The organism is Pseudoalteromonas rubra, from assembly GCF_005887115.1.
Classification (GTDB): Bacteria; Pseudomonadota; Gammaproteobacteria; order Enterobacterales; family Alteromonadaceae; genus Pseudoalteromonas; species Pseudoalteromonas rubra_F.
Map to the genome: position 1 here is coordinate 35673 of NZ_PNCJ01000026.1, position 16110 is coordinate 51782.

A 16110-nucleotide genomic window follows, 5' to 3' on the forward strand; every position below is an offset into this window, starting at 1 on the left:
AATCGGATCTCTCTATATTGTTACCGTGATGTAAATATTATCGTTATGACAACAACAGAGAGCACACAATGATTAAACAGTCACTCAAAGCGTTGAATACAGCGCTAATTACCGCTGGGCTGGGCATGTCCGCTCAGGCACTGGCAACCCCCACAACTTTTGTTCACTTGTTTGAATGGTCCTGGCAAGATATTGCCACTGAATGTGAAACGTTTCTTGGCCCAAAAGGCTATGCTGCGGTTCAGGTTTCTCCTCCTAGTGAACACATTACCGGAGCGCCGTGGTGGACACGTTATCAGCCAGTGAGCTATCAACTTGAGAGCCGCAGCGGTAATCGTGCTCAGTTCACCGATATGGTGGAGCGTTGTAAAGCCGCGGGTGTAAATATCTATGTTGATGCAGTGATCAACCACATGGCACACGGCAGCGGCACAGGCGTGGCTGGCAGTACTTATGGTGATAAACACTACCCTATTTACAGTCCGCAAGACTTTCACGAGACATGTGCAATTAACGACGCTGATTATGGCAATAATGCCTGGCGAGTACAGAACTGCGAACTGGTTGGCCTGGCCGATTTAAACACCTCCGCAACTTATGTTCAGAACACATTGGCAGCTTACCTTAACGATCTCGTTGGAATTGGTGTGGCTGGGTTCAGACTGGATGCCAGTAAGCACATGGCAGCATCGGACATTGCGACAATCATGAACAAGGTCAATGGCGAGCCTCTGGTCTTCCAGGAAGTGATCGACCAGGGAGGTCAGGCCGTGCGGGCAGACGAATACTTTGGTAATGGCTTAGTGACAGAGTTCAAGTACAGCACCAAGTTAGGGGATACCTTTAAGTCGGGCAAACTGGCCTGGCTAAACAGCTTTGGTGAAGCCTGGGGTATGATGCCAAGTCACCTTGCAGTGGTTTTTGTGGACAATCATGATAATCAACGCGGTCATGGAGGTGCCGGTAATGTCGTAACCTATGAAGACGGTGCACTCTACGATCTGGCCAATGTGTTTATGCTTGCCTTCCCATATGGTTATCCCAAAGTAATGTCTAGCTATGACTTTAACCATGACGGTGACGCAGGTCCTCCGGGAAGCTCTGTACATCAGGGCAACACCCTTAATTGCTTTGCTGGTGAATGGCAGTGTGAACACCGTCGCGGCATGATCGCAGGCGCTATGGATTTCAGAAATAACACCACGGGCCACTGGACGGTAAACAACTGGTGGGATAACGGCAATAACCAGATTGCATTTTCGCGCGGCAGTGAAGGCTTTGTGGCAATCAACCGTGAAGGCGGGTCACTCAATCAAACGCTGCAAACAGGTCTTGCTGAAGGAGTCTACTGTGATGTTCTGAGCGGTGGAAAAAACACCGCAGGTAATGGTTGTTTAGGCAATCAGATTACCGTGTCACAAAATGGGGTTGCCAGTATCAATGTCAACCCGATGAGTGCAGTTGCAATTCACCATAACAGCAAAATTGGTGATGCCCCGGATGTTCCTGTGGGTGACTGGCAACGAACTGTGGTCTTTATTAAAGCCGAAACCGCAGCGGGCCAGGATATGTTTGTACGTGGTGGACTGGACCATGCTGTTGCTGCGACACTGGGGCGAGACTGTGAACAAGACCCGATGCAGTGTGCGATGCCGATCCGTCATAACAACCTGAAGAACCCAACAACACAAGGCTGGAAACAGGGCGACAATTACCTTGACTGGCACGGTGCTGAAGCCACTCAAAGCACTGAGGCACAGGGGAGCGCATTGGACTGGACCACCAATTTGTGGCCTGCAGAATGGGGAACCAAAGCCACAGTTGAAAGCACTGGATATGGCGAAACACCGCTGAACCAGTGGGGAGCTCATTACTGGATGCTGGATGTAGATATGGATTGCGCTCAGACCCACGACGGCTGGTTTGAGATCAAAGCTTTTGTGAAAAACGGCCAGGGCTGGGAAGGTGATATCAACCAGACTAACACCCCTTACAGCAGTAATAATCACTTCGCTCGTTGCGGACAAATCTCTGTATTTGAATTTAATCAATCTACTGCGAGTTACAGTAATTTTTAACCACTAACCCAGAACCTATGGTGGTTCGCATTCGGTAGCGGTCACTCTCCCTGGTGGCCGTTGCCTCCCACAACCACGATCGACTAAACTTCCAGCGACATGCAAAGAGATACCGGTCGAGAAACTGCTCTTTTTTATAGCGCAAGGCTGTTGATGATACTGGCAGTCATGGATCCCCCATCTTAAATACCATTTATATTTAACTCTACAAACTAGCAGGCCACTATTTTGACCCGTATTGATGTGGTATATACACCCCTTTAGTCGTATTTAGAAAAGCTTTTTATAATGAGTTTGTTTACGAACCTCCGTCATTTCTGATTGTAAATCATGCAATTTTAAAATAAAATCTGTCGCTATTTTGAATACTGTGACCGGATTTAGGCCAATATTTGCATGATTAGTAGACTTTTAATGTTGCTTTTTACATTACATTTCGTCGCGGTAACAAGTGTGACCGCAATGGAATTTCAGCAGGAACATGCCCCAATTAGAGTTCGGGGAATAACCACTTTTTTCCCAATTGAACGCGCACCGGATGCACCTATTTATGTCTCAGTTCAGCCGAATGACACTGGCGATAAACTGGTTTGGTCTGCTGTAGACTCTGCAAAATTTTACTCTATCGAACAGTATATTAATGGCAAGTGGGAAATGGTAAACGCTAGTTATCGAGGCACCCAATATACACTGCCTAAATCTGCATCGGGTGTTTATCGAGTCACTGCTTGTGACGAATACGGGTGCGCAGCAGCTAAGGAACAAAACCGAGTTGTTTCAGAGCCGTTTGCTATAAAGGCCTTCTATAGTGATCGTAGTCAGGTTGACATGTTTGGCCAGGTTAAAGTTCACTGGCAAATATCAGGCGCAGCGATGGTGTCTGTTAGTCGCGTTGAAAATGGAAGTACCGTTAAAACTTGGCCAATAGTCAACCCTCAAAAAGGAACATTGAGTAGTCAGATAAATCACCTGTCCTTATTTAAGCTAACCGCCTATGACTTTAATGGGCAAGCAACCACTCGGACACTCGCAGTCGCGACTTTGCCTGAAAACCCGATCATGCTAGATGGAGTTAAGGGCGAGTATCATCAGCCTTATTTTTTATCAGGCTTAGACGTGGTGGAGCATTCCGTTCTAGAAAATGAGGACAATCTCTTCTTTGCTACTCACAACCAAACATTACATCGCTATTCAGTTATCAAGGAAGGAGGCAAAATTGTTGATTGGAAACCTGAATGGAAAATATCTTTGCCGGGTGTGGTCAATAATGCGCCTGCAATCAGTAACGGCGATCTTATCTTTTCCGTCAGTATGTTCAACGGCACCGGACAAGTGTATCGAGCGCGATTATCAGATGGCAAAATAACGCAACGCAGCAAAGTTACAAACAGCAATCTTATTGCGAGTCCACTGATCGTTAAACCTAAGCTTTCTACCAGTGCTCGCGCATTTCGTGCCGCCTCAGGGGTCTTCACCTCAACCACTGAGGTTCAGGGTGGTATTTACGTCTTTCATCGCGACGGACTTATACAAATCTTACATCCAGATGACCTGGAATTTGTGGTCAGTGAATATCGTGTGAGCAATATGGAAATGCAGTTTATTAATACGCCGTCTCTGGTTATTGAACCTTCTAGTCGAAAGCAGCAGCTTATTATGCAAAAAGACGATGAAATGTTTGGTGTAGATGTTCCTACTCTGACTTCTCCTTCCGTCATTGAAAATACCATGGAGCAGCTTTTTGGCTCAGATCAGGCGCAGCCTCAGACAGATAAGGCGGGTCAAAAAACTCAAACACTGCCTGTTGTCTGGAGGAAAAAGCTATGAATATCGTTAAAGCAATAACGCTTTTCTATTTGATGATTTTGGCTTGTTCAGTGCGGGCTATTGAATATGTCGAGCTTGCGCCTATTTGCGAGAGCGACCCCCTTCACGCCATAACCAATAGCGAATTACAAATTGACTTTGGTAGTCAGAGAGAGCATCTCTTATTTAGCAAAAGACCTTCTATATCTCTAAAAATATACAAAAACGGCACAATGCTTAAATCTGTGTCAGATCGATTCTCATATACGTACAACTTTACTACAGCAGGTACATACACTGCTACTTTGAAGGTAGGAACTTATGTGAACGGCGACCCGGAGCGCTTTTGTAGCAGAAGAATCATTGTTACTAACAACAGCAGTCCCGAGCTGATGGACTTTAACTATCAGGGGGATAATAACATAGCAGACTATAAAGACTGGAGATTGTTTGGTTTTGCATCTTTCAGGGATGTAAACCAGGATATCACCGCTCTTAAACTGTCATACGATGTGTTTGCAAACGGCGTAAAGCGGACCGACAAAAGCTTTTCAAAAGAATGCAGTGTCTGGGAAGATCAACATGGCAGTTATAAATGTGCCGAATCTATCCCTAAAAGCCACCTTGTGCCAAATGGCACTTATAAGTTTAAAATTGAAGCATCTGATAGCCAAAACAATACAACAACGCACTCTTTTTCTGTTTTGGTCAAAGAAAAAAATACCCCCCCCAGCCTTTCTGTGAAGTGGGGTGGTGCTGAAGTTACTGAAGGCACCGAGATTGAAGTTGCACCGGATCAAAACCTGACCCTAGATGTAAACGCATATGATGGGGATGATGCCTTCTCCAATCAAATAGACAAGATAGAGCTCGATGCAGGTAATGGTTTTATCAATGCTTCTGCCTACAACGGTGGCTCGTGTTACAAATCGGGAAGAGACGCTTTATGTACCGGTTTGGTTATTCCTGTTACAACTGATATCTCTCCATTGCGTGTTAGAGTGAACGATCGAGCGGGAGCCAGTATGATGCTTTCATTCAACGTTAAGATTACGCCTCCACCCGCCGTAACTCTGAAAGCCAGTAAAGTGAGTCCGTTTTTTGACGAACCTGTCACATTAACGGCCACCGCAAGCCATGCATCAGGCTTAAAAGAGTACAAAATATGTAAGGCACAGGGAGACTATCAAAGTATCACTAATGGCTGCGCAATACCTGTGCGTAACTGCAGTATCGCTAATTCAAACTGTACCATTACATTAGATGGGCAAGATAAAGCAGGCGAGGTAACTTACTACGCCTATGTTGTGCCTAACATTGGTAAGCCAAACGCAGCCAATAGAGTTCTGAACTACATTAGTCATTACGGCATAAGTGTATCCAGCCCTTCAAAGTCATTGTTTGTTATTGGTCGAGACAAAGTGGACTTTACTGTACACGCATCGGCATTCTCGCACCGCACTGCCAATGGCGAGCTACCTAAATTGTCCTCATTAACGCTCAAACGTAATGGGTCTCCCGTCTCAGGCGGGGTAACTATCTCGCCGTTGTTAAACAGCTTCGTATTGCCGATGGCGAGTGACCAGGCGGGCGCCCAGAAAGTGCACTTTAGCTGGAATCCATCAAAGGCCGACGCCGGAGATAACATTGAGCTTACTCTGGTCGCAAAAGACAATGACGGCCACGAAGTGACTGCCAGATTACCTGATATCAAGCTATTTGATCCAGTTCCGACAGAACCCAGTGTTCCAAATATCGCTTTGAGGGATTTAGGTGCAGGGTTAGTTGAAGTAAAATTTACCCAGTTAAACAACACAAATGATCTGGTCATGCGAGCCACTATGAACGGCGGTGAGTATCTGATGAAAGACGACCGGGTGAGTGTTGATGGCACCTCTTACACTACCACAATACAAACTAAAGTGGCAGATCATGGCAAGTTGTTACGGGTATCTGCCTATGGCATTGCCTTAAGCTCCCACAAAAACGTATCGGGTCAGGAGGGCAGCGCAGCAATAACCGTGGTTAATCACGAAGCCAAACCTCTCCCGCCTGTTTTTGATACAGACATTACTCAAGTTGGTGGCCCTTACGCTCTTAGTTGGTTACCAAATAACGATGGCGTGACCAAAAAATACAAACTGGTTTACTGGAAAGGACTGCCCAGTGACAAATTTAATGCTGCTCATGTAACACAGTATGAGGGGCCGAATATCAATGAGATGATATGGGACATACATCAGGGTCGGTTTACCTATGAGCTTCACGCGTGCAATAGCCAAGATGTCTGTACAACAGGCCAGCAGCATACTATTGAACATATCGCTCCGTATATAGACTCTGCAAGTATCACACCTTGTGACAGTGCCGATGGCTGTTCTAGTTATTACGCCAAAGTGTCGATAACTGGTGTTGGCTTTAATGCTTATAGCGCTCGTATGACTGTAATCGCGCGCATGCGCAGAACCGGAGAGACTTTCCCAGTTTTTCTGGATCGGGATGCATCTCAGATGTATACCCTGGGAGATGACGGATATACTTTGTCTGGCAAGGTGAATGAACGTGTTTTACTCGGGTTACTGAATGCGGGCGTCGAATTAGTTGCGCGAAACGGAGTGCATGAGGACGATAAGCCGGACAGCCCTTACCTGCAAAACAAAATTATTCTTGACAAAACAGGTTCTGCGCAACGCCCTCGCTTAAGAGAGCGAGAATATACAGTCAGTGAGAATGGCGTGCTCTACATGGGGAAAGGCCCAGAGCTCAGTGGGCTTTGGGCATACAAGTTTCACACGGATAAAGAGCCGGATTTTTTAGGCCGATACAATGAGCCCGAGAGTGACCTTTACGTTACAGCTAAACCATTGGTTAGACAGGAGCCAGTGTCTGATGTACCCAATGCCAGGAAAGTCGATAATATCTACTTTGGTTCATTGAATCGGCACTTTTACCGGGTGGTACATGATCCGCTTTCCAGTATTGAAATGGCTAAAAAGTGGCAGTTTAAAACACAGGGCGAGATCCAGGCCGGTGCGCAACTTGACCAAAACGGCGTACTTTTGGTTGGCTCGATGGATGAGGCGCTTTACTCACTTAATCCAAAAGATGGTCTGGTAAACTGGCATTATACTTTCCCGCGTAGTGGGGGAGTGGTGATGCAACCCCTGGTGTCTGCATCTGGCCATATTTATGTTACAACGCAAGACGGTGAGCTTCATGTCATCGATGACAGGATGATTGGTTCTAATGCGGTAACCTGGCAAAACGTTGAGAGTTTAGCTAGTCAGTTTTCAGAAGCAATCAGGCAATGGGAAGCGCAACAGTGGCAGCCCGAACAGAACACAGATGGTGTTGTGAAGCTGACCAAAGCTATGTTGATCCTGTTACAAAGGACACCGAGCAAAGCTGAGGTTAGCTTTATGGCGTATCTGGTGGCCAATGGTCACCCGTTTAATGAAGTGATCAACGTCCTGATCAAGGCAAATCCAGCATTGTCCGAATCAACCAATGCTCAGTTCATCAGTGCCTTGTTTGAGTATCTGTTGGTTGGTCAAGATACAGGCCAAGTTTTGTCTGGGTCAACCTATGGTTCTGGCGATCAAGCTTATTGGGTCGATATTCTTGAGCAGGGTGTTACCCGGGCTGATGTAATCATCGATCTGTTAGGAGCGAGCGAACCCAACTATGAACAGGCGACATTTAATCTGCTCAAATACTTTTATGGCCGCTGCTTGGTGGGTGACAACTGCCACTTTGATTATGACACTGACGGTGACGGCCTAAGTGATGAGGTAGAAAACGAGATAGGTACTAATCCGGCTGATGGGCGAGATGGCCTACCCAAGCCCTCTCTGGATGCGATAGAGAACAATGGCCTAGTTGATTTTACCATGACTGCAACCGGGCAGGTTGAGGAATATGAATTATACGGGTTAAAACCAGGCAGCAACCAGTTTGTAAAGATTGGAACAGTCGATGCTGATAGAACTGCTGAAGGGAATTCGGGCACCTTTAATGAAGCGTTTATTCATAATGGCCACTATCAGTTTAAAGCAAAGGCCTGTGTTAAATCCATTGCGGTGCTAAAGTACAAGCAGACGTCCAGGTGTAGTAATAACTTCTCTGACGAAGTCATTGTCACGATCACGGGCTCGGCAGTGGAGGATGAGCCAAATGTCTCAATGCCTAAAATTAATATCGAGAATCATTTACCCAGTGAGGTTGTGCGATTGGCCCATGCCAGCTTACAGCCAACCACAGGTAGCTTCCGGGTAACGGAAAGTGGTGCTGCTTCTTATTCAGTGCCAATCGCGTTACCAGCTGGTATCACAGGTGTGCAGCCAGAGGTGAGTCTTAACTACAGCTCGCAGGGAGGCGACGGTTTAGTCGCTATGGGCTGGAGCTTAAGCGCAGCATCAGGTGTTGCGCGATGTCGACAAACCAAAGCGCAGGACGGCCAGTTTAGAGGGCTCACGTTAAGTGACGAAGACCGCTACTGTCTGGATGGCCAGCGCCTTATCAGCAAAGCTGTTCATACCCACGGTGGCAGCTTTGATGGTGAGCAAATTGTGGATGAGTTTATGACTGAAATAGACTCGTATACCACTATTTACAAGTTAGGCTACGGCAGTCAGGCTCAGTTTGTTGTACTTGCAAAAGACGGCTCTGTTAAGCGTTATGGTGCTTCGGACAATAGCCGCCACAATCTCACTGATGCAGATGGTACTAAGCATACTATGAGCTGGATGTTGTCAGAAATACAGGACAATCTGGGTCAGGCAAGTACGACTGTTAACTACGTATACGAAGAGCTGGTAGATAAGAGTAACGCTGCAAACACAGAAAAGGTGCTGGCAGAAATAAACTACAGTGGCAACCGTGTTGTGTTTACGCATACATCAGGTGAGCTTCGACAGGTTGGCTATATCGACGAGGCAAGAACCACTCAATTTGCTCGCCTGAACAATATCCAGGTATTCAATCATCAGGGGACTGAGCTGGCTAACTATCAGCTTGGTTTTGCAGATGCAGCTAACGGTGTCCGACTTCTTGAAAGTATTGCACATTGTCGCGGTACAGTCTGTCGTGCACCGGTGACCTTTAAATACGATAAATTTGCAACCGACTTAAGCTTTGAAGCGTTCAGACAAGTGTATTTCAAAGAGCGCAGGGATAATGCTCTGGCGTCTATCACCTTAGCCGATCTCAAGGGTAGCGGACAAACACAGCTAGTCACATTAGAGCAGACCGATAAAGGCGCAATGCGTTATAAACTCTGCGTTTATCAGGGGCATACATATCGCAACGCAGAAGAGCTAGCTTGTCAGAACATCTACCGAAAAGATGATCATGAAAGTGTCAGCCTGTTTGCCATTGATCATGATTTGGATGGCAAACAGACACTGATGGTCAATATGCGTTCTGAGCATACTTCGGATGCAAATCCTGGCTACTGGGCTCATTATGCACTGAGTGACAACAATGTTCTGCAGTATCAGGCTCTGCCTGAAGGGTGGTCGAACAATCAATATATGCGAGAGATCAAGCCCGCCGATATGAACGGTGATGGTTATGCTGATCTGGTATACAAGCAGAAAAAGGATGATCCTAATTTATATGTCAGGCTAACAAACCCGCAAACTAAGGTGTTTGGTGCACAGTTTACGCTGCACACGAAAGAGAATAGTTATGGGTTTGGTGCATACGGAGACTTTACCAGCAAAGGCAGTGACTGGCATGTCATTGACATGAACTTCGACGGTCTGGCTGACATTGTGTCGCTAAAATGTGAGTCGAGTCAATGTGACAATGACGATGCTAAGCGTATTTCTGTGCACTATAACCAGGGGCAAACTGCGTCTGGCGGGTTTGAACGATTCCTGGCGCAAGACGTTGCATCTGATGAAAAAATAGAACTGTTAACGCCAAGTGATGTAAATGGCGATGGCCTGGTCGATCTAATTTATCTGGCCACAGCGAAATACAACCATAATGTTAAGTACTGGCATGTTTTACTCAACCAATCCAGTGAGCGTGTTTCATTTAAAGATGTCTTTAACGTCGTTGCTAAGTCATCCAGTAATGATAACCGGTCGGTCAGTGAGCTGATCCCGCCAATGTCAATGGATGTGGATAAAGACGGCAAGGCAGACTTGTTCTTCAAAGAGAAGACGAACAAGCGATGGCGTCGTTATGAGTGGTCGCCAGCACAGGAGACGTTTGAAAAGATCACTGACAATGCCTTTGAACTTGCGGTAGATACGCGTGGTGGTGATTTTGCCTTTTTCAGTGACTATAACAACGATGGTGTTGCTGACATTCTCATCAAACACAATTACGGCGTGAGCGTGAGGTATAACCTGAGTCAGCTTGCAACAGCAGGTATGCTGCGTGAGGTGAATCAGGGGTATGCGGGCCAAACCAATACAACTGTGATTAACTATGGTTTCATGTCTGACACTGCGGTGTACACAGACCTTGAAGATGAGCTGACTTCAGATTCAGGGCGTTTTAATGATCAGCAACTGTTAGTCAGTAAAATGATAGGCGCGGGTGTTTTGGTTCAAAGCGTTGAAACAGACAGCCCGAGCAATCGCGATGGCGCTTTGTCTGCTGATAAAGCAAAGGTGGAGTATCACTATCAGGGCGCACGCGTTCAGTTTGGTGGTCGCGGTCCTTTAGGGTTTAAAACGCTGAAGACGACCACACAAAAAGACGGCAGTACTTTTGAGACAACCACGCGTTATCACCAAGCGTTTCCTTTAACCGGCATGCCATATTCGACGCAGAAGACAATGCTATCAGCGGGTAGTGGTGTGCTGCTTAGCAAAGCGGTCAATGAATACTCTGTCAGTAAAACACAACAATTAGGTGATGTGACAGCCTATCGAGTTTACAACTCAGACAGTCGTGAATGTAGCGCGGTAGTTAATACGAACATGAGTGTAGGTGCATACACTTGTACCGAGACCACAACAGTGCAAGACAATCACGGTAATGTGAAAAACCTGACTGTGAACACCTATGATGTAGGTGCCTCAGGCGCTGAATACTTTACAGCTGTCAGTGCTGGAGGCGATCTGCAGCGCACTGTAACCACGGTAAACGAATACGGTACTACTGACTTGCATAAGCGATTAGGCCGGTTATCGAACACAACAGTAACTTATGCAGGTCAGGGCCAGGACTCAATGACTAAGAAGAGTCACTTTGAGTATTACCCGCTTGGCCACGCCCATGAAAACATGCTGTATAAAGAAGTTGTTGGGCAAGGGTTAGGTTGTGAGTATGAGCTGACAACAGAGCACTCGTATGATGCTTTGGGCAACAAAGTGAAAGTGGCGAGCACCAATACAGGGTGCAGCGGAGCTGAGCGTGAGACACGTACTTCTGAGACTATCTTTGATGCTGAAGGACGTTACGTGCTTTATACCAAGCAAAGTGGCAGTAATAGTACGCTGTCGTTGATTTCCGGGAAAGTCGTCGAAAATGGTCAAGGGGTTGCTGATCGAAATGCCTTTGGTCAGCCCTTGTCGGTCATAGATAATAATGGCGTAGTGACAGAGCTACTATACGATCACTTTGGTGGAGAAATAGGCTCATTCAGCAATACCGGTGCCCAGGCATATAGTTACTACACAGCATGCGGTGAAAATGAAAACTGTGCAGTGCGGTTGAACAAAGAAGTTAATGGCGTACTTCGGGAACAGCACTTATTGGATAAACTGGGACGTGCTTATTCGGTGCGCAAACTGACGGTACTGAACAACCAATGGCTGACTTCCTGGTATCAGTTTGATCAGTACGGCCGCAATGATGTAATCAAAGAAGCGGGTTCGCATGCCGTCACTAAGCACTATGACGCGCTTGACAGAGTGACCAGTGTGGTTGACAGCAACAATGGCACAACGTCGGTGACGAGCATTGCCGGTCGTGAAACCAAAGTGACCATCACAGGGACTGATATTGCTGCGCAGGTCAAAACATCGCTAAGCAATGCGATTGGACAGACGGTTCAGGTGATTGATGCTCAGAACCAGACTCTGGATTATGTGTACAACGCGTTGGGCGATCAGGTAACCGTTAGCTCATCGGCAGAGTCCTACAATCAGCAACTGCTGAGCACAATTCACTATGATAAAATGGGTCGTAAATCGCTTCAGCAGGATGCAGACAGAGGAAGCTGGTCTTATGAATATAATGCCTTTGGTGAGCTAGTCAGTCAGACTGACGCGCGAGGTGTTGTATTGACGATGAAATACGACTTCCTGGGCCGTAAAGTCAAGCAGACCCAAACAACGCCAAGCGGTGTTGTCAATGAAGGTAACAGCGAGTGGGTATACGGTAAAACCAATGATACTGTGCATCAATTAATATCCAGCACTCAGGGAAGCAGCTGGAAACAAACTTACTATTACGACACCTTTGGACGAGCAGCGGCAACGCTGACGTCATTGGATGGCACCGCTAAGTGCGCTGATAAAGTTAAACCCAATGAAACAACGGCAGACTTACGTATTACGGATGGCTCTACTCTTGATCCAATCGAAAATAGCTGTGTGATTCAGCAGAGCTTTTATGATAGCTATAGCCGGTTAGCGTTACAGTTTGACGACTATCGACGCACGGAGCAGGGCAAGTTTATTGAAGCCCGCGGTGTTGCAATGACTTATCAGAATGGTCAGCTGTTGGAAAAAAGAGAAGCGCGTAACAGCAACACAGGACAGGTTTACTACAAAGTTGCTGCACTCAATGAGCGTGGTCAGGTCACCCAGTATGAAAAGGGTGGCGTTACTATGAACATATCGTATGACCAACAAGGCATGGTCGAGACGATTTCAGACAGTAGCCGTAACATTCAAAACGATATTTATAGTTTTGATAGCCTGGGTAACCTGAAAACCCGTTCTCAAATTGGGATGGCCGTACGTACTTATCATTACGATGATCTGAACCGTGTGCTGGGCGTAAATCAGGTCGACCTGTTTAAGTACTCAGCGTCAGGTAATCTTATTGAAAAAGCCGACTATCTGGTTGGTACTGACATCGAATGCCCAGGGTATGGAGAGACTTCGGTCATGGTGTTGGGTCGCTGGACTCAAAGGTATGGTGAAAGCAACGCGCCGCTGCATGGCATTTCATCAAGAAGCCGCGTAAGCAATTCAGGCTGTTTTGGTACCCTGCCAGGCAAGACTGAGTCGTTCAGATATGATGCCAATGGTAATCAGGTTGAACGGGTTGGCAGTGACGGTACGACATCAATAGCCTATAGCGCCCGAAACAAAGCGATTGAAATCTCTGGGAACGGAGAAACAGTTACCTTTAGTTATGACGCAAACAACAGTCGCTACAAGCGAGTCGACAACACGAATACCGTGTACTACGTTGGTGCGCTGGAACTGACCATCCCTAAGGCGAAAGACGGTCAGTCAGTAATCAACCGTTATATCGGCAATGACGCACAGCAAACGTATTACGACACAGGCCTGAGTAAAACCAAATGGTTATTTACCGACCATCAGGGCTCAACGATAGCGGTAACCAACAGTGAGCATAAAGTCCTGACGCGTTATGCGTACGATATCTTTGGCAAACAGCGCGAGGTAGAGTCTAACCCCGGGCTGATGGGTGATGTGTTTAGCAACATTAACGACAACCTGAGAGCGTACACGGGCCATGAACCGGTTTCACTGGGTGGCGACAAGCGTATCGTTCATATGAATGGGCGTATCTATGACTCGGAGACTGGTCGATTTATGCAGGCGGATCCGTTTGTTCAGGCACCGACAAACCTTCAGAACTATAACGCTTATAGTTATGTATTGAATAATCCGCTGAGTTATACGGATCCGAGTGGGTATTTGTTTAAGAAGCTTGGGAAGTTTATTAAGAAGTACTGGCGACCAATGCTTGCTATTGTGGTTGCATATTACACTGGGGATTGGGCAAATGGTTTAGAGCTGTTTACAAGCTCTATTGCAAATGGTGCTGTAACAGGTGCTATAGCTGGTGGCGCAGCTGGCGCTGTAGGGAGTGGCTCACTCAAAGGTGCGCTAACTGGCGCGGCCACAGGTGCAGTTTTTGGTGCGATAGGGGCCAACTTTACGGGGGCTGCTGAGGGAAGTTTTGAGCATATTGCATCACACGCATTGGCAGGTGGAGTACTTGCTGAAATTCAGGGACAGAACTTTGGTCATGGATTCTGGAGTGCTGGCCTTACGAAGGGGATGGATGTAAACGGGTTTATGCCTGGGGTTGGTGCTACTATGAATATGGCACGAACTTTAGTTGCTGGTATTATTGGTGGTACTGTATCCAAGTTGGTTGGTGGCAAGTTTGCTAACGGTGCAGTTACAGCGGCTTTTGCTCAGGCGTTTAACGGTAATTCATTTTGGGATAGGGCTAAAGAGCTAGGTGAATTTGCAATAGGGGAGCTTCCCGGTGCGGATTTGGTTGGCTGTATGAGAAATGAATGCTCAAAGATGGAATGGACGCTGGCTGTAGGCGAAGTGGCGATGACCATTGCTGGCGGTGGCGCAGTTACTGTCGCATATAAGGCATGGAAAGTTTCTAGAAAAGTCCAGCAGGTTACGAAGAAGCCAGTAATTCGCGTTAAAGATAGTACTAAAGGTCAATCAGAGCAAAATTACGACATTTTAAATATGAATCGAGCTGGATTTGAGAACCACTTGGTCGACAGCGGACTTTCCAAGCGAACAATTCCTACTAAAAAGGGAGATATAAATGTCTTTAGTGATACAGATGGGAAAAAGGTCTATACCACCAGAGGTTTTGCAACTAAGTCAGGAGACTATGATGGGCCTACCGCAGAAATGTTTGGTGCAGATGGAAAAAAAAGAGTCGCTAAAATAAGAATCAAAGGAGAAGAATATTAATGAGGTTTATAACTTCAAAATCAATGTTTCTTGAGCAAGAGAAAAAAGTTCTATCTCAGTTAATTGAGTTTTCTGAGCTTCCCGAGAAGCTCCTTGCCCAAGACTACAGGTATTTTCTTATTGTGGACTTTAGTTTTGTTTTATCTGCGAGCTTTTATAATGCCATGGTTGGAGTTAATGAGCGTGAAGAAGGTTTTAATTTAATTTATCACGTATTAGATCCAGAGCCTGAACATTACTATAGAGACCATATAGAGAAGTATAAATCAATGATTTTTTCCGGTAGTGATTCGGTTGATGATTTTATTTCAGCTTTAAATGAATATTCAGGTGGGCTGGAGCCTGATTGTATTATGGATAATTCCGACATAATTATGGCAATGTCAGATGAAGTAATAACTATTGCAAATAGAGAGGTTGACTATACATTAATCGGATTTAAATGCTCTGCTGCCAAGGAAAGATTTGAAAGAGGAAGCAAGCCAGTCCGATTCTACAACTTTGAAACCGCTAAAAACTTATTGAGTGAAACTATGGGGGACTCTTTTGACTCTCACCAATTGAAAAACAATTATTTTTAAACCAACGGAATTATCAAGGACATATATGGACGCTCCAGCTATGTCAGGTCTAGGCCTGCTGGGTAGCGAGTTTTCGGTAGTCGCATAGACAGCCACCTAAAAATGGCGTACAGACTGTACGCCATTTTAGCTAACGGGTTACACGACATATATGGACGCTCCAGCGCGGGTTACACGGACACCCACCCCAAATTGGCGTACGGGATGTGCGCCGTCTAACTTTAGGTAATACTCAATGAATGAGGTAATGCCAAGGTTACACGGACAGCCACCCCAAATTGGCGTACGGGATGTGCGCCGTCTACCTTTAGGTAATACTCAATAGGGGGAGCAGCAAGGACAGCCACCTAAAATGGCGTACAGACTGTACGCCATTTTAGCTAATACTCATTATCCACTCTGAATGGTTGCGCAGTTTTTAAAGGTAGCTCTCCCCTAAACTGGCGAATCAAGTTTTGGAAGAACCATTGACAAAAGAGTGAAGGAATTTAGATGCACGGTTACACGGACAGCCACCCCAAATTGGCGTACGGGATGTGCGCCGTCTACCTTTAGGTAATACTCAATAGTAAGTTACATGACATATATGGGCGCTCCAGCGATGTTAAGCCGAGTAGGCCTGCGGGGTAGCGAGTTTTCGTTATCCCGTTCGTTATGTTACCCGTGTTGCCATGCCTGATGTTTGGTCTAATCCGCTATAAATGTGTTGCTCTGAAATATATCCGGGGTTAACTGATTGTTCAGCGCCCC

Annotated in this window: 4 protein-coding genes; all 4 read left to right on the forward strand. The window is 46.2% G+C overall.

The window, feature by feature from the left end:
- Positions 1-68 precede the first annotated feature (68 nt).
- The 4 genes from CWB98_RS16960 (at position 69) to CWB98_RS16975 (ending at position 15360) form a co-directional block, all read left to right on the forward strand.
- On the forward strand, positions 69-2078 hold the full coding sequence (locus CWB98_RS16960) for an alpha-amylase (RefSeq protein WP_138545934.1): 2010 nt from the start codon (positions 69-71) through the stop codon (positions 2076-2078).
- A gap of 462 nt (positions 2079-2540) precedes the next feature.
- Entirely contained in the window at positions 2541-3905 is a 1365-nt protein-coding gene (locus tag CWB98_RS16965) for a hypothetical protein (protein WP_138545935.1), read from the forward strand.
- Between the two features lie 302 nt (positions 3906-4207).
- Positions 4208-14779 carry a SpvB/TcaC N-terminal domain-containing protein gene (locus CWB98_RS24640; protein WP_283241213.1) on the forward strand — a complete coding sequence of 3524 codons (10572 nt, stop codon included), beginning with the start codon at positions 4208-4210 and terminating at the stop codon, positions 14777-14779.
- On the forward strand, positions 14779-15360 hold the full coding sequence (locus CWB98_RS16975; RefSeq protein ID WP_138545937.1) for a hypothetical protein: 582 nt from the start codon (positions 14779-14781) through the stop codon (positions 15358-15360). The genes CWB98_RS24640 and CWB98_RS16975 overlap by 1 nt, the downstream gene beginning before the upstream one ends.
- Positions 15361-16110: the final 750 nt, after the last annotated feature.